This is a genomic window from Vibrio algarum, assembly GCF_028204155.1.
Lineage (GTDB): Bacteria > Pseudomonadota > Gammaproteobacteria > Enterobacterales > Vibrionaceae > Vibrio > Vibrio algarum.
Genome location: NZ_JAQLOI010000001.1, coordinates 2,158,448 through 2,179,279, shown reverse-complemented (window position 1 = coordinate 2,179,279; position 20,832 = coordinate 2,158,448). Strand labels below are relative to the sequence as shown.

Genomic DNA, 20,832 nt, shown 5'->3' with positions numbered 1-20,832 from the left:
TTTTCAGCATGGTGGGTTTTCACAATAACATCTAGAGTTTTATTGATTAGTTAAAGAGGATTTCAAGTGAGAAGGTTAGTTGTTGGTGTTATATGTCTACTGTTAGTCTCTTGCATTCAAACAACATCGAATGAAGAGCAACAACCGGAATATGGTGTGATAGTGGTTGGACCGCCATCCTATTTTGACAATGTAAAAACGTTTGCCTGGCATCCTGTTGCAGCTAAGGTCTTTCTTGACAGTAAAAATGATGGTCGAAGAGCTATCGACGTGTATAGAGAGTCAATTGAAAGTCGCATGGTAGGTAAGGGATATCAGCATGTTAATAGCACTACAGCGGATGTCATTGTAAGCTTTGGACTGGCTCAAGAATCGGAGTTGAGTGATGAAACGTTATATAAAGGAACCTTATTGTCTACAGGAGTTGAAACGTTTTATCACGATCATAAAAAAGCAGAAAAAGGCTCTGTTTATATCGTGTTTTTTAGACAAAATTTAACTATTCCGGATTGGAAAGTATTGGCTCAAGGGGCCATGTTACCGAAAATGACGTCAGAAGAGATGGAAGTTCGTGCTGATGAAGTCGTATCAATGATGCTACGAAAAGTACCTTCAAAGTAATCTTTTTATCTGTTTTATGTTTTTAGTCGTCAGTAAAAAACCATCTTTTTTGAAGATGGTTTTTTACATTTATGTCAAAGTTTTTTTATCAATTTGTGACTATTGAACATATTGGTTATGAGATTTTTTGAGCTTGTAAAAAGTGGCTTGAACATAATCGTCTGGATCGCCAGATATGTTCTGGTTATATACTCCTGCTTTAAAGTACATATACTTGCCTCCTACGTCATAGCCACTTTCACTCATATCTACAAATTGGGTCACATCAGGTTTTCCATCTCGCTTTATTGTAACGGTCAAGGTGTTTCCTACGACTTCGATTCGGTACGAGAACACTTCACCCAGAGCGATACCATCCTCAGATTCACCCGTCATACCACCGACGAGGTCAAAGTAATTATCTGTCCCTTTTAGCGTATTTTCGTGAGCAAAGTAAACTGTGCCAGTATCTCGGTTCGGTAGTTTACGGTAGTAAAGGCGGATAGGCTCATCGTCTTGGTCATGGATTTGGCCAATAATGAAGCGACCAACTTCTCCTAACTCACCAGTCGTGGTGGTATGGTCAATTTTCAATGTTGCTTCAAGAATGCCATCAACGCCGCCAGCTGCTTTCTGGTCTTCAATTGGAGCAGAACTGAAGACCCAGTTGTTTTTGTTTACACCTTTAGTCGGAATGGATTTATCACCGGCACGGAGCATTTCACGCAGCTCTGTACGTGCAAATTTCGTATTTTTGGAGGTTCGAACGCCCTTTATGTAAGTTTTAAATACCAAACCACCATCGTCTGCCGTGTAGAATATTTCTGGATGCTCATACCCATTGGCGAGATCCCATTCTTGTACGTCATCTGGTTTGCCATTTTTATCATGGTCAAATGGTTGAGACAGATACCATGTAGTTAAGTCGAAATTTTCGCCAGGTTTGTTGTTTGCAAGAGGCGCCAACGGTATTGTCGGTGTTCTCAGTGGGACATCCCAATCGCAGTTAGTAGCACAAGGTAGTGCGACTTTAACTCCAAAATCCCCAGAGCGCAGTTCTTTCATAAGTTGCTCTTGAGATTTCGCGCTGGTGCCACTTTTTTTGTTTTTCTCAATTGCAATTTGCTCTGCTTTGATAACTTCATCCGTTATGATGTGGTTGTCTGGGCAACGGTTAATATCACAGTTAAGTCCTGCGAATTCAGTCACGCTAGACCATGCGTTTTTAGTATTGCCTTGGCCGACATAACGGATGTAACGTGCTTTAACTGGCTCAAATGAGAAGCGTTCATATCCATTTACACCACCGGAACTGGTTTCACCTTCTAGAATTGTTTGCCAATTATTACCGTCAGTACTTACTTGGATATCAAAATTAGATTTACGCTGGTTGCCTTTATGGAATGCTAAACGAACGGCATCAAATTTTTGGACATTCCCGTAATCATACATTGCCCATTCACCTAGACCATTTGCAGACCAGCGCGTTTTGATGTCATTATCAAATAAACGATCAGGCGTATTTCCATCATGCGAACTAGAAGTTATCTTTACGGGAACTAAAATTTCCTTACGTGGAAGCTCTTGGTTAGAGCAGTAATCTACTTTACAGTTGACACCAAGAAATTCAGTCACACTATTCCAGTCGTTTTTACTATTGCCCATCCCGACGTATTTGATAAAGCGCGCCGTCACTTGTGGAAAATCAAAACGCTCAAGGTTTGAAGATTTACCAGTGCTTTCGACATCGCGTAAAACGGTGTTCCAACTAATTCCATCCTGGCTTGCTTCTATGCTAAATCTCGTCTGACGCTGGTCACCTTTATGGAAAGCGACCTTTACCGCATCAAATGAAATATCTTGACCATAATCAAACGTTAATGTTTGATTTTTGCCGTTGGCAGACCAACGCGTCTTGAAATCACCGTCAAGCACTTGTGTTGCAAGATTACCGTCGTGACTTGAAGCAATAACACTTGATGGGGGGCGTGTTTATCGTTTGGCTATCACTAGTTGATGTACAACCTGAAAGTGCGATCAGTATTGAAGTAGTTAAGAAGAGTTTTTGATTCATTTTATAATCCTGTTTTACTTTTCGGTGTTTGCATAAATCATGAGGTTGAAAACGATAACGAATACCATAAGTAAGAGAGTTATAGGTACTCATCGCTTAAGAATTATATAATCTTGTATTACAATTCAGATCAAGATTTTTTCGTAAATGAGAGCATGAGCTAATTATTTATAATTTAATTTTTACTTTCCCTATACGGTTCACAAGTATCTAATAATATTTTATTTAAATAAGATGTTAATGCTTGTTTACAGTTGTCAGGGTAGTGGTTATAGCTATAAGGTTTTTATCTATTGTTTATACTTACCTTGTTTTAATGATGATGCTAGTACTGTAAATAGATTCTATTTTAATATAAAGTAACTTAAAAACAATTGCTTATTAGTTTGGCTGGGTGTCGTTTTTGTTATTTAAATTAAAGTTATATTTATTTTGTGTTTTATTTATACAGCCTATCGTTCTATAAATTGCAATTTTAATTAAATCTAATTTCATGTCTGTTTTTATATTTTAACGATTTTAAATGTGCTTTTAATTCCAGATATTTTATTTAAAAACGATAAGTTGGAATGAATATCATTGTGTCGGTGATATTTTATTGCTGTTCGGGTTGATTGTACTAAAAATATAATACTACAAATTAATCGCGTGGACGTAAAGGAAACTCAAGATATGAAAAGCATGAAGCTAACAGCAGTTGTTCTTTTAACTGGGTTGTTGTTTGGTTGTAATACAGAGTTAAGAGACAAAACTGGAACTGAAACGGAAAAAGAAAGTAAATCTCCATTGCTTGGTGGATATTGGGAATTAGGGAACGGGCAAAGTGCTCTTAGAAGTACCAAGTCTGGCAATCTACCAAATGTTTATGTATTTGAAGGTACAAGCCAAAAGTACTACAACGATGATGAAAATTTTGGCAGTTACACTATTTATCCTTCTAGCATGACTGAAGATATTGACGGTAAAAAACTGAGCTTTAAGTACCACAGTAATGATTCAGATCCCTCTGATACCACTGATGTGACTGGGATTTACAGCGTATCTTCAGGCAACTTAGTCATTTCGGGCACTAACTTAGGAGAGCTTGCAGGAGTAGATCATTCAGATGATACCTTGATATCAGCGGCAATCTTAACAGCCAATAAAGAAGCGGGTGATAATAATGTCGTACACATTCTCGATACAAATAATCTTGGCACGAACGAAGACACGGGTGAATTACGTATTAAGCTCGTAGACTCGACCACGGTGTCTGAAATAACATCGGGTAAATTAACCGTCGACGTTATCTACCAAGAAGATGCTGACACCACACAAGAAGCGGATGGCACTAGTGACAATGCATATATTTCATTGTATGCCTCTGGAACGTCGACATCATATCTTCATGGTGAAGTCGCATTGGAAAAGGGGAGTATCAAGTACCGCGACGCAAGCAAAACGTTAACGGAAACTGGGGGCACTTTTAAATTAGGCGAGACGCTTAATGTTGAAATAACTTGGGAACCTAATTCATTTTCTTTCTCTGTCAACGGTGTTGAATATGTGACTGGTGGGGCTGTTACCGATGGGACAGCTGTTACTACGATTGCTTTAAGGCTCGGTTCTAACGGTGACACAACCAACTATGAACTTATGGCTGATAACTTGGTTGTCTATTCAAATGATTCAGGTAATGAAACAATTGTTCTTGAAGAAAGTTTTGATAGTTATGCGGCAGGTTTAGATCTTTCCACCGTTTATAACTCAAGTACTAATGAGGCAACGATTCTCACGGAAGCGGGTGGCGCAGAAGAGCCCACTGACCCAACTGATCCTTCTATACCTCAAGACGTGGCGGATGATTTTGAGTCTTATACCGTTGGTTCGTTAATCAGTGAGGCCAATAGTGACTGGATTACAGCGAACATAAAAGATAACTCAGACGGTTTGGGAACAACGACGGCAGAAGTGACAGACAGACAAGCAGCAGCCGGAACACAATCTCTGTATCTCGCGGATAACCACACTGGTTCAAAACCATTTGCCATGCGTGCGTTCTCTGCACCTGCTTCGTCAGGTTCGGTTTCTTTAAATGCTTACTTCCCATCAACGAATAGTAAATCTACGTACATCAATATCGGCAACGGTAAAAACAATGCGAACCGTTACTTCGAACTCAATCAATCGGGAACAAACCTTAAATACGAATCAGGTGATAGTGATATTACTCTAGTTTCTAACTTGGCGCTCGACACTTGGCACACGTTAACCTTAACGTGGACAGATGCGGGGTTAGTTACTGTCGCTATCAACGGGGACATTGTTGCCAAAGATATTGAACAATCTACTACTGGTTTAGACTCAACTATCGTGCCTTCTCAACTTACTTTGGTTACTGGAGATAACAGCGGCAATTCGAATATAGCGTATTTTGATAACCTAGATTCAGAGTTGTTCTAAAACCATGGTGTTTTAAATATAAACAAGGGGTTATTGATTAATCCTTAAATCCAACTTTCTAACTTCAGTCCAGACTTTTCTGATCCGATTTTTACTCTTAGTGCTTATGACGTACAAAGTGTAACGGTGTGTGGGTATTAGAACGCCGATATATAGATTGAGTTGGTAGCGAGTCTGGGATAATTCATAAAATACAGAGAGACTATACTATGAAATCAGTTCAAACGGTTACTGTGCTTATTGCCTCTATTTTGGCTATGGGTACTGCGTCAGCGGCAACTCTTGATTACCGAGCAGAGTACAAACATAAGGACGAGAAATATGCACATCGCATTAAAATTGGTGGTGGAAAAACAATAGCAGATAATGTAAAACTAAGTGTTGGGGTGGAACAGAAATTCCACAGCCATGATCAAACCAAGTTATGGGATCAGGTGGTGGCGGGTGACTCTGAGTTTTCTTGGGATGTACGTTATCAAGAAGACGACAACTGGTTTATTCAAACGGGTATGCCTATTACGTTTGCAGATGGTAGCGAGAAAACAACATACAAACCTCAATTGCGAGTGGGGTACAAATCCTCTTTTGGTCTTACTACGACTTTACGTTATCGCCATGAGTTTCAGGTCTATTCTGATAGTGCAGGTAACAAAACATTGACTGATGGGGAGTCGGTCAGTGCCGCTGGGAAAACGATTGAACAGGGTAAATGGACACTGACTGGTTCCTATAGCTTTTCCGACCAAACGTTAAAAAATATTAAGTTAGGCTATGAGTTTAACTACAATAAAAACTATGACGATGTTCGTTTATCAGATGGTAAGAATTCAGAATGGGATGCCGGTGTTAGCGTTGGCTACCAAATGGGTGCTTTTCGTCCATATTTCGAGCTATGGAGCGTGGACTATGGCTCGTCTGCAGAAGACGATCGTCAATTGAGAACTCGCTTGGGATTAAAATACAACTTCTAATAATGAAACTGTTTATAGGAAGCATAGAAGGCTCTTAATAGGAGCCTTCATTTTTACTGGTTAATTTCTAGTTTTCTTATTTGGTAAATGCGCGAACCACAGTCTCCAATAAAACGCACTTCGTCGGTCATTTCCGTACCGACAAACTGAGACTTTAAAGGAATACCGAAGGCGCTGATTTGATCGCCATATAGTTCATAGTTCTCTTTCGTTACCTCATGCATGTAGTGATTAGCCAGTAGACCATGGAGCACACCTCTATCTTTTATAGACACTGGTAATTGCTCGTTAACTAGGTCGCCAAACTGTCGAATATTGACATATTGTGGACGATTCAACACTTGATAATAATCGTTGGCATTGAGCATAGGTAAACGAATAGATTCTAAATTGCTATTACTCTGTTGTTGCTTTTGGTAGTAGCCTAATAGTGCTTCGCTGTTATCATCGTTGATGACCATCCAAAGCATTTGGTTGTTTTCAAATGGTGATTTCAATCGGTAAAACTCGCCATACTGAAGCAGTGATCGATGTTGTTTATAAAAGGCTATCTGTTGCTTCACTGCTTTGCTTTCAAAAGGGGTTAATTGAGTTATGTCTAATTGAAAACCTAAGTTGCCAAATGCCGCCACGTTGAAACGCGTTTCAATCGAGGTGTTGCGGAGTACTTGGTGAGATGGACGGCCGCTAACATGAGCGCTCATGGTTGACAAAGGGTATAATAATGATGTTCCATATTGAATGCTCATGCGCTCTAGAGCATCGGTGTTGTCGCTAGTCCACGTTTGAGGCATGTAAGCCAACATGCCTAAATCGAAACGATTACCGCCACTAGAGCAAGATTCGAATAGGATATTTGGAAATGCGTTAGTGAGTTTTTCTAATAGTAGATAAAGGCCTAAAACGTATCGATGTGAAAAGCTAGCTTGCTGACTTTTGTCTAAAAAAGCAGAGTAAATATCACTAAAGTTACGATTGTGGTCCCATTTGACGTAATCGGTATTCGTACGAGTAAATAGGTTGCTAAGCTGTTCGTATAGATAGTCAATGACCTCTGGATTGCTCATATCCAATAATAATTGTTCACGACCCAACGAAGGAGAGCGGTCACTATGTTGTATGGCCCAATCAGGGTGTTTTTTGTAAAGTTGGCTATCGATTGAGACCATCTCTGGTTCGACCCAAATACCAAATTTTAACCCTAAATCTTTTATTCTTTTACTTAACTTCTCAACGCCACCACGGAGTTTTTTGTTATCAAAGTAGTCGCCTAAGCTGGTGGTTTCATCATCTCTTTTTCCAAACCAGCCATCATCCAGTACAAACATTTCAATACCAAGCTCTTGTGCTTTTTTCGCGATAGAGAGTAGTTTTTTAGCGTCAAAATCGAAATAGGTTGCCTCCCAGTTATTTACCTGAATCGGGCGAGGAGCACCTTGCCATTGTGCTTGTACTAGGTGTCGGTTAACTAAAGTATGAAAATTACGGCTCATACTATTTAATCCCCCAGAACTAAACGTCATCACAACTTCGGGCAAGGAAAATGTTTCTTTTGGTGATAGAACCCAACGAAAATCAAAGCTATTGATCCCTAGCATGACCCGGGTATAGTCATAGGGTGACACTTCTACACTGCATTGGTGGTTACCGCTATAAACAAGGCCAAACCCGTAGCATTCGCCTTTAAATTCATCACAATCGGGCATGGCTAAACAGAGAAAAGGGTTGTGATTGGCACCGCTTACCCCTTTTTTAGAGTCGATCTGAAAGTTACCCTTATTTAAGGCGTGTCTTGTTAACTGAGCTTCCTTTGTCCACTTACCTTCTAAATGTATCAGCTCAAAATCCGAATGTGAAAAGTCAATACAGGCACTCAAGGCCTTTTCAATATTGACGATATCAGAGCTGGTGTTGATGACTTCTGCACTACGGCTAATAATATTTGCACTTTCAAAGATGCTGTAGTGGATATGAAGTTCTAGATTCTTAACTGGCTCGTGCAAGATGATGGTAAGAGAGGTTGGGCCATTTTTGTTGTCTGGCGAATGACAACTTGGTAGTCCATCGATCTTAATTTTTTTACTATTTAGTTTATAGCTCTTATAAATAAAGTCAGATGTACGGCTACCATCAGCGTATTCGAACTGGAACTGAGGGTCACGATAGTCCCCTTTTCCATAGCAAGCGGTTTCAAGTTTAAGAGTTTCTAACGTTAGATTCCCGTGTTCAGGTGCATAATTTGTTGTCGAACCTAATTTCACATTGAAGCGATGATCTAATGTTGAGAAATGTTCACGGTGTTTTAATTTATTGCCATAGTGCAGATTAATAAGGTGTCCAGTTTCGGCCACTTTAATGATGTAGCTAGAGTCGTTTGTTTGTAGATGAAATTCTAATGCATCTTGATTTACCAATATCATGAGGCATCCTGTACGGGTTTAGTTTTGGCAGTGTTTACTTCTTCACCGATAGTGTCCATGATCGACTTTTCATTGTAGTTTCGCATTAACCAAACTCCGATATAGGCGAGTATACCCGCCACTAAAGCCGTGATTTTTACACCAAATTCAGTTGGATCTGGCGAGACACCAGCTTCCTTCAAAGAGCCTATGATGATAAGAGATGGGAAGATAAGAGCGGTTAACGATGTTGCAGCCTTATAAGCGAACATATTCGCACCAAAGAAAAGCGCTTCACGTTTATGGCCAGTCTCTTTGGTATCGGCAAGTGCTAGGTCAGAAACAATAACGTTAGGAATAATGCCCAATATCGCCAAAGGAAATGAAAATAGAATTATAATCCCCCAACCAAAGATATCTGGGCTAGGTACTGTATCGCAAAAGAAGAAGGCGATGAGCAGTGTACCTTGTGCTAGTAACGCCGCTTGAAATAATGATTTTTTGGTATAGTGTTTCGATAGTTTTACAACAACCGGATAGAGCAATAAACTTAACCCAAATAAAGTCATCATCATCATTGATGCATTTTCTTCCGGTAAACCCATTAACATGGTGATGTAATAGATAGCGCCAACTTCAAGAAAAAATCGTGACATAAAAGATAGGCCGTTAGAGGCTGTAAAAATAGCAAAGTTTCGGTTTTGCATCGCACTCTTAAGTGCTTTTATAACACCTTGGTTTTCTGGATGTTCGTGGTCATCGTTTCGATGACAATCTCGTTTTTCGTTTATTGCTAATATAGGGATAAGCATCCCAACAATACCCAATAGTGAGAAAAGTGCGACAGAGAATTGCATCGCTTCGACAGGGGAATAACCAGCGCCCTCTAAGTTTGCTTTTACAACCCAAACCATTTGGCCTGCAGCGAATCCAAGTGCCCACGTTACCGAGCAAAATGTTGAGATCAAAATACGATCTCTATTTGTTTTACCTAGTTCTGGCATTAATGACATATACGGAACAACATACATAGTCAGGCTAATGGTAACGATAGCGCAGCAACCGATCAGCCAGAGTATATTGATACTACTTACACTTTGAACGGGAGGGTAAAATATAGCTGCTGACGCTATGGCCGTCGGGATAAAGCTAAGCATCATAAATACTCGTCTACGACCAAATCGGCTGGTTGAGCGATCGCTTAAGTTAGCAATGATAGGATCGGAAATAGCGTCTAGTATGCGATTAAAAGCGTAAATTAAGCCAACAATAGTTGCACCGAATAACACGGGTGATCGGCTTATAAATTCTGGAATTTCTGAAACACCTTCTACTACAGGTGGATAGTAGAAATAGGTGATAAGAATGGAATAAGAGAAGGTAGCAATACACCACCCAAAGTTGCCCATGGCAAACGCGGCCATTTTCCATTTAGATAAAGGTTGGGGAGTCACAGTATATTCTCACTTATACTATTGCTGATATATTTCAGCTATATAGATAGTCTATTTCATTATGGTAATCGCTAGAAGCATCGAGCAATCAAAGATAATAACCAGTGACAGCATCGTTAATGCCTATCACTGGTTAACGCATTGATTAGTCGATGAACTGAGTTAAATCACCGTTATATTCAACGAAGAAACCAAATCCAAACGCGTTATAATTATCGTCTTTACCAAGTTTTAGTACATAGCTCATACCTTCACCTTGATAACCGTTTTTAGCGTAAATAATATCGAGGTTTACTTCGGTATAGTCTTCATTTGGTGTCGCTATTAAATCTCCAACTCGGAGTGCATCTAGGTCTGTATTGTTGGCATTTGCAACGACTGCCTGCACTCTCCAGTTTGGAAGATTCAAGCTGTCTAAATCAGCACCACCCACGAAGAAATAGGTACGTTGTCCAGCAAGTTTAAAGGTGTTAAGAATAGCAACATCTCCCCAAACTGCGGTACCGCCACCGGCGTTCATGCCATCTTGTGTTTCAAAACCGTAAAAGCTCTCATCGCCGTTTTGTGTCATCCCAATTAAGAAATCTACGCTTCCATGTTGTAGGCCGACAGCGAACTCGTATACATCTGTACTGTGATCATCATTGTCGTCACCAAGCCCTTTTTCAAATCCATATTTCACCATGTACTTGATATAATGATCTTTATCATTTTCAGCGTCACCTAAGCCCATAAATGAGTAAGGAATACCAGAGTATATCTCGATGATGCCATTGCTTAGGTACTCTTTCGCATATGAATAGGATGCGCTGCTGGTGATAAAGTCATTTTCTGTGTGGAAGCCAACGTTGATGATCTCATCAAAACCATTGGTTGTATTACCATAGTCATCAGTATAAACGTCTTCAAGATCATCTTTGAATCTTACAGTATCTGTGTTCCATTCGTTACTGTAACCTGTGATGTAACGGACCCATGGTTCAATCATTCCGCGGGACCATTCATAATGGCCTTCAATATTTACACCTTCATAAACTTGGTGCATACCATAGTAGATTTCATCTGGTCGGTGCAAAAGATCATAGATAGATGGTGTAAATCGACCAAACATGACTTGGGTTTCTGTATCGGCTTCTCCAAGCTTCAAACGCAGATTAGCATTACCAAGTTTACCTACATAAGTTTCATCTGCCTCTTTGCCGTAAAAATAAGGATTATTACTCGAAAGGGGCACAGATGCAGAACCGGCTCCTGGGCCGAAAGCTGGGGTTAAATCAACATCAGCTGCACCATCTATTTTTCCCGATTGGTCAAATATCACGGCACCTTGATACTCTATTTCTACACCAATAGCATCTGCGAGCCATCCTGATTGCCAGTTTAACCATGCGGAGGTACCTTTATCTTTTATGCTCATGTCATATTTAATATCAGCAGTGGTATCAAAACCGGCAAGAGAGGCGGGTACTGGGACATTTTTGGCGTCTACTTCACCTTCAATATCGTAATAGTTTACTTTCCACTTTAAATCGAGAGTTGAATCGGCAAAGAAATCACTTGCTTGGGTTGCACCACTCATGGTGATAGCGATGGCGATTGCGATAGGGCACAGTCTGGTCATCTTATTAGTCCTAAATCATTTTATTATTTTATTTTGTCGCAGAAACACTGCGAATCCGTCGTACTGCTCTCTTATTGTTATCCTAACAGGAAAACAAAAGATAGAATGTGAATCACATTCATATTTAATATGATGCTGTTCTGCTGTAAGATCAAACATAAACCTGAATGCGATTCATGTTTTATGCGCTGAGTCACTTTTCAATCTATTAGCAAGTTAAGATTTCTAGTTTTTGATGGAGAAAAAAGTAGATTTATGAGAACGTATCGAATATGGAGTAAAGTACGTTGAATGAACGACTTTTTTGGACTTTGTCCCAATGCAACGAATCAGTAATTGTAGAAACTATGGCTAATAAGAAACCTAAAATATCTGAAGGCACGACAAATAGAAGAAACCCTACCCAAATACGCAGTAGGGAAAAGGTAGAGAAAATTCTGTTGGCGGTTAAATATCTGATAGAAAAAAATGGTGTCGCGAATCTTACGATTAGTAGTATAGCGAAAAGGGCAGGCGTATCTCCTAGCTCGATGTATCAATACTTTTCGGACAAAGAGACCATCATAATTGCGCTTGCAGAACACTACATGGTGCAGATAAACGATATTATTGAGAACAACCTGAAAGATCTAAATCGTCATGCTCAGATTATCGATGTCATTGGAAATAACTTCATGGACATTTATGACCTCCACGTGAGAGAAATAGCACTAAGAGAAATATGGTTTGGTTCGGTAGACCCGAGGATGAACCAGCTGGCTTTTCAGGATACACAAAAAAATGTTCAATTAATCATGGACAAAATCACCCCATTTATCCCAGAGGATAAATTAGAGCCGTGTAATGAGTTTGTTGAGTTGGTATCACATCAATTTGCTGCAACGTTGCGTTTAGCGATTGCAAGTGGTGAAGAGAAAGGGCGTCATTTTGTTGCCATGCATACTAAAATGGTATCAAACTGTTTATTAGAATATTTAGGTACGGAAAGGGTGTAAAGGTAGAAAAAAGGCGGATGGAAAGTCTAAACCAACGAAAACTCACGTTATCCCCTCGGAACCGTCGTCATTTCTACGAAAGCTACGTCATCTTCACGAAATTGGAGATATAAATCTACCCAAATTCCCGTTTTCACGGGAATGAAAGGCTAACCGAATCAGTATTACGCGAAGACCCTGGGTTATTTTTGCTCTGCAACCGCTAATTTGACTGTGTTGTATGCACCATCATAGATACCGGCTTGCTGAGCCTTTAAGATATTGTGGTTCATCTCGGTTAATAATTCCGGTTCATTTAACATCAACTTGAGCATACGATGTATCTCTGGCGTGGTGACACATTCACTTGTGCCATCGCCCACCTCTGCGGCTCTAATTGCTCCCCATGCTTCATGTCCACCGACGCGTTTAATCATGAGTTTTGGAACAGGATAAAAGGCGAGCTCACTCGGTTTTGTAATCAGTATATCGCTAGAGCGCATCAATAGGTTTGTGGCATAAACTGCTGCGAACAGGTTCTCTTGGCAGAAGATATGGACACCGCTAATGCTGCTGTTAGTGATGGCTGATTCTGCGAAAGTTGAAATTTTTTGCCAATCATTTTCATATAAAGTGATGTCTTTAATTGGTTGCAAATCTTTGCGCAGTTTTCCAAAAGCACTTTTATGGTCCCCTACATTGATATAGATAACCAGTTCACCAGCGTCTATCTGATCTTTGTATCCTAAAACGATATCTCGATAAAGTTCATATTGAGCACCAGCGCCACCTACTGTGAGCAAAAGTCGTTTTGGTTTGTTGTTGGCGATTCTGTCGAGTCGCTTTTGTGTATCGCCTTCAAGATCTTGCAACAACTCGTGATCGATATAATGACCCACGTTATACACGGACTTTTCTGGCATCGGAGTTAGTTCACCTTCTGCCATTCCTTTTAAGGTTTTATAACCAAAATAAGAAGATGGCGTTTGTACGGTATGTATTGAACCTTCAGAAAGATGTAGCCCCATAGGCCAGTTATCGGGTATTACGTTAATGACACGGTTCATCCCTGCGTGAACGGCGGCTTGTGCCGTCCAGGTATGGGTTCCGATAAAGGGAATATCAGTTGGGATAGTTTTGAAAATTGGTGTCATGAGCTCGGCAACTTTTTGGTCTATTGCGTTGTACTCAAGTTTAAGAAAGCCTTTACTATTTAGAGGATCCCAGTAAAACCGATTAAAAAGCGACGACTTTTGAGACAACCGAGAACCCAAAGAATAAAGCTTGTTTAGGTGGGTTATTACCTTAGTACCCGTCGTTTGTTCAAATGAACTCATGTCAAACCAGTAAGGAATATAGCCAAAGTGTTTAGCGGCTGAAGCGATAGCCATCGCAATTCTATAGTGGCCATAACCCATACGGATATTACCAATCAACAATGCTTTACCACTTTCAATAGGTCGAGGAGCGTTGCCTGCTTCTACCATCATTGTATCGAATGCGGGTGTTAATATTGGATCTGGTTGTAAGGTAAGCCCATATTCGTTACCGCTATCATCACCAAACTTGCGTAGGTATTTTTGTTTTTGTTTTTCTGCTTTGTTGATGACTTTAGCAGAAACCGGGTTTCCAAATATAGTGTGAGTACGTGGCATAGTCGGCCTTAAAATTTATGTTCTAATGATAAAATGTGAATCCTATTCATGTTTTACTATGTGTCGTTTACTTTGTCTAATATGAATCTGATTCATATTTATTTTGTGCGGGATTGATCACTGTTTAACGCTTTGTAAGTTGCAGATAGAAGCAATAAGGCTAATCTGAATAACAGATTAACTTGGCGGCGAAATGAAACAATGAAACAGAGAGTGTTAGCGAAAGACGGTAAGAATTTTGATTTGCATGTTTGGTTTCCTGATACTGCGTGCAACAAAGCAATAATATTGAGCCATGGTATGGCGGAACATATTGAAAGGTACGACAGTTTTGCTAAAGCTTGTAATAAGCAAGGGATCGCCGTATTTGGTGCAAATCATCGGGGTCACGGACCCAATGCAGAACGACTCGGGCATTTTGCTGATATAAATGGCTGGCAACTGGTATTAGATGATTTGGATTCAGTTATCGACTTCGTAAATGAAGAATATGAGGTAAAGCCGGTTTTGCTTGGTCACAGTATGGGGTCTTTTGCGGCACGGCATTATGCGGTTCAAAATGGCACTAAGTTGTCTGCGTTAGTGTTATGTGGGTCAAATCACCAAGGGGTGCTTATGTTCCGCTTAGGTTTGATCGCGGCCAAGTTGGTTAAGGTTTTCACTGGTGGCTCTACACCAAGTCCATTTTTAGAAAAGTTATCTTTTGGCAATTATAACAGCAAGATTAAACCACTTCGTACTGAGCAAGATTGGCTGTGTCGGGATGAATCCATCGTTGATGCGTATATCGCAGATCCTTACTGTGGTTTTACACCGACGCCCCAATTTTGGATCGATTTATTGCAAGGATTAACGGACATGAGTTCTGCCGAGGCCTTTGCGCGAATACCAGCAGATTTACCGATCATGATAATTAGTGGTGATAGCGATCCTGTTAACAATTATGGCAAAGGGATTACGGCGCTTGAAAACGCACTGAGAGAAGGGGGAGTTTAAGTGTGCGAACCAATATCTACATTGGAGCGCGCCATGAACTGCTAAATGAAATCAATAAAGATGAAGTGTACCAAGATATTTTCTACTGGTTGGATAAGAATTAGCAGCTTATCAATGTACGGTCGACGTTGTTGATTAACGTGCATGCATCAACGTCGGTTGGTACTTATGCCACTCTAAATTTACCTTTTTAGATGAGTTGATTTCTCATTATTAAATCTAAAATCAATATCTTATAAATTATTGTTGTAGCTTATTGTTGTAGCTTATTGTTGTAGCTTATTGGTAAGCGATATTGTGTCCAACCTAAACCTTTTACGTTTCCTACTTTTACCCATAAAACTAAAGTTTAGCATGTATTTCTAGTTATCTGCTTTCCGATGCCATGTTGGAATAAAGCCATGCGTAGTACCGTAGTTCCTAAACGAATAAAAAAGTGCTATTTAATTATATGCACGCTTCTATTTTGAGTGTTTACGAACTATCAGGGTTATTATGTATGAAAGTTTTTTATATAAATAAAACGATAATTTTTATCTTATTGTGTGGTTTCTTTAACAGTAAAAGTGTCGTTGCGGAATGTTTAACTTTTCACTCATCACTAAATGGTACGCTAACCCCTATCGTGAACGACTTTGCCATGCTAAATACTACCGTTGGAGGAATAAGGCTAAGTAACTGGTCTGCACCAGGTGTTTACGCATTAAGCATTGCTGGGCCGGACGCACCTTGTCCTAACCCCGGCAATATGTCTCTTTGGTCAGTTAGGCCTACTTCGTTGCCTGCAAGCATAGGCTCAATAGTGACGAGTGGCGGAGGTGGTGCGGGAGGTACTCGTACTTATTCTGTGTTCCCAACCGAGTACGACAATATTGGTTATATAGTGCACGCTTACGATATATATACAGGGTCTTTTACAGGCGACAATCAAGTTAAAACGTACCCTAGCGGATATTCGGGCAAAGGGATAAGAAATCAGATTAGGTTTGTATTTTTCGGGCAAATACTGCCAGGAGTATACACCTTAGCAAGGCGACAAGTTTCACGGGCGGCGGTTTCTGAGCAAAAAGATGTTTTTGAAGAGCACAGCGGCATACCAGTGTATTACAATGGTCACACGTTTACGGTAACAGGCAATACCTGCACCATTGATGCTAATGACAAGAACCAAACGGTAACCTTAGCGTCGGCAACAGAAGGTAATTTTAATGGTGTAGGCTCTAAGGTGGGCTCACAACCTTTTTCAATTAAGGTGCAATGCGGAGCCGGGATCACGCTCTCTGCAATCATGACCGATGTAAATTTGCCAACAAATAATACGGATATCCTAACTTTAGATGACAGTTCTACGGCGACAGGGGTAGGCTTGCAAATTTATGCTAATAATAATGCTAATCCAGTCACTTTCAGTATGGGTTTAGATGCGAAAAATGTTTGGTCTATCGGAGGCAGCACTACTGCGCAAGCCACTACGTATAATATTCCTTTTACTGCAAATTATATCCAGACAGAAGCCGACATCACACCAGGGTCTGTGAACGCTATGTCAATGATATCGCTTACTTATAAATGACATGTGTTTTGACACTGCATACTAAAACACTCTATAGCACTCAACATCGCGGGATTTTCGATAAACCCATTATTTGCTTTGGATAAATAGTTTTTTTATAAGCCTAAATTTCAGAAGTTTTCAATATTAAAGGTTAATTTAACGGCAATGCAATATATTCAAATAAAGAAGAACAGCACCTTTGTTATGTTGTGGTGTTTACCACTTAAAAGTCTGGCTATTTTCTTCGTATTATTCTCCGTTGTTAATACGGCGTCCGCGTCGTGTTTAATCGCTTTTCGAGATGGTGCGGTAACGCCTATTGTGCGTGATTTCGCCATGTTAGACACACAAATAGGTGGACAAAAGCTAAGTGATTGGAGTGCAAAAGAGGTGTTTCTTCTTCTTGGTTCTGGTACTGGCTCCTGCCCAGGGGGTTAACAAACTGGAGCACTCGACAGAAACCTGTAGAATATATGGATGTAATAGGGACCACGGGCGGGGGAGAGACGGTGCTCACGGCGCTTACCTTATCTATCCGACGGAGTACGAAAACATCGGTTATATTGTACATACTTATGATGGTTATTCGCACCCTTTAACCGGAGACCATAAAGTGCTTGATGGTTCTCGAGCAGGCTATGGTATAAGGCATCAGGTCAGGTTCGTCTTTATGGGACAAATGTACCCCGGTACCTATAGTTTAAGCCGGCGGCAAATAGCAAGAGCCGGTGTTTCTTCAAATCCGAATGCGTATGTCGAGTATGTTGGTTGGCCAGTCTACTATAATGCTTTTTCCTTTACGGTAACAGGTAATACCTGCATCATTGACGACAAAACCCAAACGGTGCACATGCGATCTGCAATGATAAACAGTTTTACAGGGGTAGGGACAACCGTGGGGGCGGAATCTTTTTCCGTGAATTTGTCTTGTGGTCCTGGTGTTACGGTTTCGGTGGCAATGACAGATGCTAACTCGCCATCAAATATTACTCAAACTCTAACCTTAAATGAAAGCTCTAGCGCGACAGGGGTCGGGGTGCAACTTTTTGCAAATAATAACGTCACTCCGGTTACTTATGGCCCAACTCCTACGACTGATAATATGTGGTTAGTCGGTGGAAGTAATACTGAGGCGGCAAAGGTATACAATATTCCGTTTGTTGCTAAATACATACAAACTAAAGACACTGTCACGGTTGGAACCGTGAATTCAATGGCGACGGTATCGCTCTATTATAAGTAAGTTTAGTGGACTGATAATAAATCAGTTTAGTCGTTGAAATGAAATTAGGATTAATAGTTTGTTTAGGCTTTTTAATTGGCCACTGATAAATGGGCCGTTGATGACTATTACCTTGATGACAAACTATTACCTTGATGACAAACACTTTGATAGCTATTACCTTGATGCTCATCTTCTTGATATCCGTCTTATTGATAACTGGTTTTCTATAACCTTCTGTTGCTAAACGACTTTTAAAATATTGGAAAATACGATAACTTGAAGGCATTGATTTGGTGATGTAGGAAGAGATATGTTTGAGCAGGTTGTAGGGATACTCTTTCCTGTTTTTGCGCTCGTTGCCGTTGGTTTTTCGGTTGGGCGATGGCTTAAGCCGGATTTTCGACCCATTAATCGCATCAATATGGACGCTTTTACGCCTGCTTTGGTGTTTTCTTCGCTTGTCGCTATGCCACTTGATGCGACTCAGGTTCCTCTACTAAGTGCATCATTTATTTCGGTTTTGCTGCCAGGTCTATTGATGTGGCCTATCTGCCGGATCGCAAAATTGAACTATAAAACATGGGCTCCACCGCATATGTTTCGCAATGGTGGGAACTTAGCAATCCCATTATTTGCTTATACCTTTGGTGACATCGCTACCGCTCCTGCGGTGTTGCTTTTTGTCGTGTCAGCGTGCTTACATATCAGCTTAGGATTAACTCTGCTTACAGGTGGTAACCCGTTTAAACAGGTAGTGCGTTTGCCCATATTTCTAGCGTCAATTACCGCTCTTATACTAAATTTGTCAGGCATCGGTGTTTGGGAGCCTATCTTCGATGCGACAACCTTACTAGGTCAAGCTGCCGTTCCAGTGATGTTGTTATCACTTGGGGCTCAAATGTGCCATATGCAGTTGAGCGGGTTGAAGGTGGGGGTGCTTTGTACAATACAGTCGCTTTTCACCGGTGCAGTTTCATTTTCGGTTATCTATTTTTTTATTCCATTGCCAACTATGCAGTTACAAATGATGGTGTTGTTTACCATGTTGCCACCGGCAGTGATGAATTTTTTGTTTGCTGACCGCTTTAATATCGAACCCACAAAAGTGGCATCGATGGTTTTGTTTAGTAATTTTTTCAGTATATTAACATTGCCAGTTTTGCTTACATTTGCATTGTCGCTTTAGTATCTATAGGTCTGAAACACTATTTTTCCAGTCACTCAGCGCTTGAATATGCTGTGGTGAAATCCCACAACAACCACCGATGATAGTCGCTCCTTGTTTGTGCCACTGTTTAGCAAACTGAAGATACGTTTGAGGTGAAAGCTCACGTACGGATGAAATGGTATCGTTAGCAAAATGCACTGTTGAAATAGGTGAAAAATTGTTGGCATAAACGCCAATTTCAATTTTTGCATTGTTGCGATCAATTATCTTTTTCGCGTCTTCAATTGCACCTTCCATCACTTCGGGAATTGAACAGTTAAAGAAGATGCCTTTGGCCTGAAACTGACACGCTTTTTCCACGGCTTCTTTAACCAGTTCACCGGAACGAAGTCGAGCTTCCCCTGGTTCTACATCTTCTAAAGAAAACGCATAATAAATGTCTTTTTCTGTCTCTTTAAGAGCGAGGTAGTTCGCTTCTAGCTCTGCAATACTTGATATGGTTTCTGCAAGCCATACATCGACAAACGGGTTCTGAGCTTCAACGAGTACATTATATATGCTTTTAGCTTGTTCAGGATTGAATAAGTCTGGACGGTAACTACCCAATGCAGGTGGTAGCGCTCCAGCAACGATGACATTGAGACTGCTGTCACAAGATTGGTTGGCGACTTCTCGGGCTATTTTTGCGGCATGGCGAGCCAACTTATGTCCTTCATTTTGAAAACGTTCTTCTCCTAAATGGAAAGGTACGCAGGCATAACTGTTAACGGTAATTATTTGTGCTCCTGCTGTAATAAAATTTTGATGGGCTTGGCGAACAAATTGAGGTGCTTCGATAAGGGCTTGAGCGCTCCAAAGTGGTTGAGAAAAAGGCGCTCCCATACGTTTAAGTTCGCGGCCCATTCCACCATCAAGGATGGTTAATTTTTTCATGTTTAGTTGATTTCGACTGTTGCTGGCAATTTTCCGACATTATAGACAATAAAAATGTTAGTGGTAAAAATTATCCCTAATTCAACTGAAAAGTATATTTTCAGTTTGATATATAGCCACTTTTTCTACTTAACATAAGCACTCTGTAAAATCACGATATATACTAATATATAGTCAGTTGAGAAATTCATAAAACATGTTAAAGCAGAGACATAGAACCAAATAATAGGTTTAACATCTGTTTAGGAGACCGATATGCATCGGTACTGCACAACTTCGTTTGCTGTCGTAATGATAATGTTTATCTCTAGTCATAGTAAATCTGCCTCAATGGCGAGTTTTCCTGTCGATTGGCAGGAGTGGCCTGTTGTCGCTCGCCACAAGGTTTATTCAGCAGATACCGTTCTGCCTGATGATGCTTCTCTTTTCGATCAAGAATCTGTCTATTCGTACACTTGGATTAATGGAGGACAAGGTTCTCCGTTAACGATACGTGTTCATCCTGATAAATTTGAACAATATAGAACACATGGACCATATACCGATGGAATTACGGTTATCGCTGTAGCGGAGTCAGGTAATCTTATATGGGTAACTGAGCATGTAGGAGGGTTCCCCATTTATGGTAGTTATGATTTTAACGGTGAGGATATTAGTGATACACACCTTTCGTTAGACCCCGACTATTGCCACGCATGCCATTATACCTATAAAGATATTTGTATTAACGGAACGTGTTTTACCCCTGAAACAAAAGAAAAGTAA

General features: G+C 40.4%; 16 protein-coding genes. 10 read left to right on the top strand and 6 right to left on the bottom strand.

Translation table 11 applies throughout. From position 1 onward, the window contains the following. The first annotated feature begins 66 nt into the window (after nucleotides 1-66). Entirely contained in the window at nucleotides 67-621 is a 555-nt protein-coding gene (locus PGX00_RS10240; RefSeq protein WP_272135861.1) for a DUF4136 domain-containing protein, read from the top strand. A 99-nt stretch (nucleotides 622-720) separates the two neighbouring features. On the opposite strand, the gene PGX00_RS10235 is transcribed toward PGX00_RS10240, so the two are convergent. Further along, nucleotides 721-2,571, bottom strand: a complete 1,851-nt coding sequence (locus PGX00_RS10235) for a polysaccharide lyase family 7 protein (RefSeq protein ID WP_272138027.1) — start codon at nucleotides 2,569-2,571, stop codon at nucleotides 721-723. 775 nt (nucleotides 2,572-3,346) lie between these two features. On the opposite strand from PGX00_RS10235, the gene PGX00_RS10230 reads away from it, so the two are divergent. Together PGX00_RS10230 and PGX00_RS10225 are read left to right on the top strand one after the other, a co-directional pair. Further along, the gene (locus PGX00_RS10230; protein WP_272135859.1) at nucleotides 3,347-5,116 is read left to right on the top strand and encodes a hypothetical protein; all 1,770 of its coding nucleotides are present in this window, start codon (nucleotides 3,347-3,349) and stop codon (nucleotides 5,114-5,116) included. 209 nt (nucleotides 5,117-5,325) lie between these two features. Next, nucleotides 5,326-6,087, top strand: coding sequence for an oligogalacturonate-specific porin KdgM family protein (locus tag PGX00_RS10225; RefSeq protein ID WP_272135857.1), 762 nt, complete (start codon nucleotides 5,326-5,328; stop codon nucleotides 6,085-6,087). Nucleotides 6,088-6,140: 53 nt separating this feature from the next. On the opposite strand, the gene PGX00_RS10220 is transcribed toward PGX00_RS10225, so the two are convergent. From PGX00_RS10220 to PGX00_RS10210, 3 genes are all read right to left on the bottom strand, one after another. Continuing rightward, nucleotides 6,141-8,507 (bottom strand): alpha-galactosidase, encoded by a 2,367-nt coding sequence (locus PGX00_RS10220; protein ID WP_272135854.1) that lies wholly within the window; start codon nucleotides 8,505-8,507, stop codon nucleotides 6,141-6,143. Then, nucleotides 8,504-9,940 (bottom strand): MFS transporter, encoded by a 1,437-nt coding sequence (locus PGX00_RS10215; protein ID WP_272135852.1) that lies wholly within the window; start codon nucleotides 9,938-9,940, stop codon nucleotides 8,504-8,506. The genes PGX00_RS10220 and PGX00_RS10215 overlap by 4 nt, the downstream gene beginning before the upstream one ends. Before the next feature lie 145 nt (nucleotides 9,941-10,085). Continuing rightward, complete coding sequence (locus tag PGX00_RS10210) at nucleotides 10,086-11,561, bottom strand: hypothetical protein (protein WP_272135850.1); 1,476 nt, start codon at nucleotides 11,559-11,561, stop codon at nucleotides 10,086-10,088. 347 nt (nucleotides 11,562-11,908) lie between these two features. On the opposite strand from PGX00_RS10210, the gene PGX00_RS10205 reads away from it, so the two are divergent. Beyond that, the gene (locus PGX00_RS10205; RefSeq protein ID WP_272135848.1) at nucleotides 11,909-12,556 is read left to right on the top strand and encodes a TetR family transcriptional regulator; all 648 of its coding nucleotides are present in this window, start codon (nucleotides 11,909-11,911) and stop codon (nucleotides 12,554-12,556) included. 182 nt (nucleotides 12,557-12,738) lie between these two features. Here PGX00_RS10205 and PGX00_RS10200 read toward each other — a convergent pair whose 3' ends face one another. Continuing rightward, on the bottom strand, nucleotides 12,739-14,190 hold the full coding sequence (locus tag PGX00_RS10200) for a DUF6937 domain-containing protein (RefSeq protein WP_272135846.1): 1,452 nt from the start codon (nucleotides 14,188-14,190) through the stop codon (nucleotides 12,739-12,741). 201 nt (nucleotides 14,191-14,391) lie between these two features. On the opposite strand from PGX00_RS10200, the gene PGX00_RS10195 reads away from it, so the two are divergent. From PGX00_RS10195 to PGX00_RS10175, 5 genes are all read left to right on the top strand, one after another. Beyond that, a complete protein-coding gene (locus tag PGX00_RS10195; protein WP_272135844.1) occupies nucleotides 14,392-15,186 on the top strand; it encodes an alpha/beta fold hydrolase in 795 nt (264 codons plus the stop codon). Between the two features lie 499 nt (nucleotides 15,187-15,685). Beyond that, nucleotides 15,686-16,759: a fimbrial protein gene (locus PGX00_RS10190; protein ID WP_272135841.1), complete on the top strand. Its 1,074-nt coding sequence runs from the start codon at nucleotides 15,686-15,688 to the stop codon at nucleotides 16,757-16,759. 147 nt (nucleotides 16,760-16,906) lie between these two features. After that, nucleotides 16,907-17,179, top strand: coding sequence for a hypothetical protein (locus PGX00_RS10185; RefSeq protein ID WP_272135839.1), 273 nt, complete (start codon nucleotides 16,907-16,909; stop codon nucleotides 17,177-17,179). After that, nucleotides 17,145-17,984, top strand: coding sequence for a fimbrial protein (locus tag PGX00_RS10180; RefSeq protein WP_272135837.1), 840 nt, complete (start codon nucleotides 17,145-17,147; stop codon nucleotides 17,982-17,984). The genes PGX00_RS10185 and PGX00_RS10180 overlap by 35 nt, the downstream gene beginning before the upstream one ends. 292 nt (nucleotides 17,985-18,276) lie before the next feature. Further along, a complete protein-coding gene (locus PGX00_RS10175) occupies nucleotides 18,277-19,152 on the top strand; it encodes an AEC family transporter (protein ID WP_272135835.1) in 876 nt (291 codons plus the stop codon). 3 nt (nucleotides 19,153-19,155) lie between these two features. Here the strand turns inward: PGX00_RS10175 and PGX00_RS10170 are convergent, their stop codons facing one another. Beyond that, entirely contained in the window at nucleotides 19,156-20,067 is a 912-nt protein-coding gene (locus PGX00_RS10170) for a homocysteine S-methyltransferase family protein (protein ID WP_272135832.1), read from the bottom strand. Nucleotides 20,068-20,358: 291 nt separating this feature from the next. Here PGX00_RS10170 and PGX00_RS10165 point away from each other — a divergent pair, with 291 nt between their 5' ends. After that, nucleotides 20,359-20,832 (top strand): hypothetical protein, encoded by a 474-nt coding sequence (locus PGX00_RS10165; protein ID WP_272138025.1) that lies wholly within the window; start codon nucleotides 20,359-20,361, stop codon nucleotides 20,830-20,832.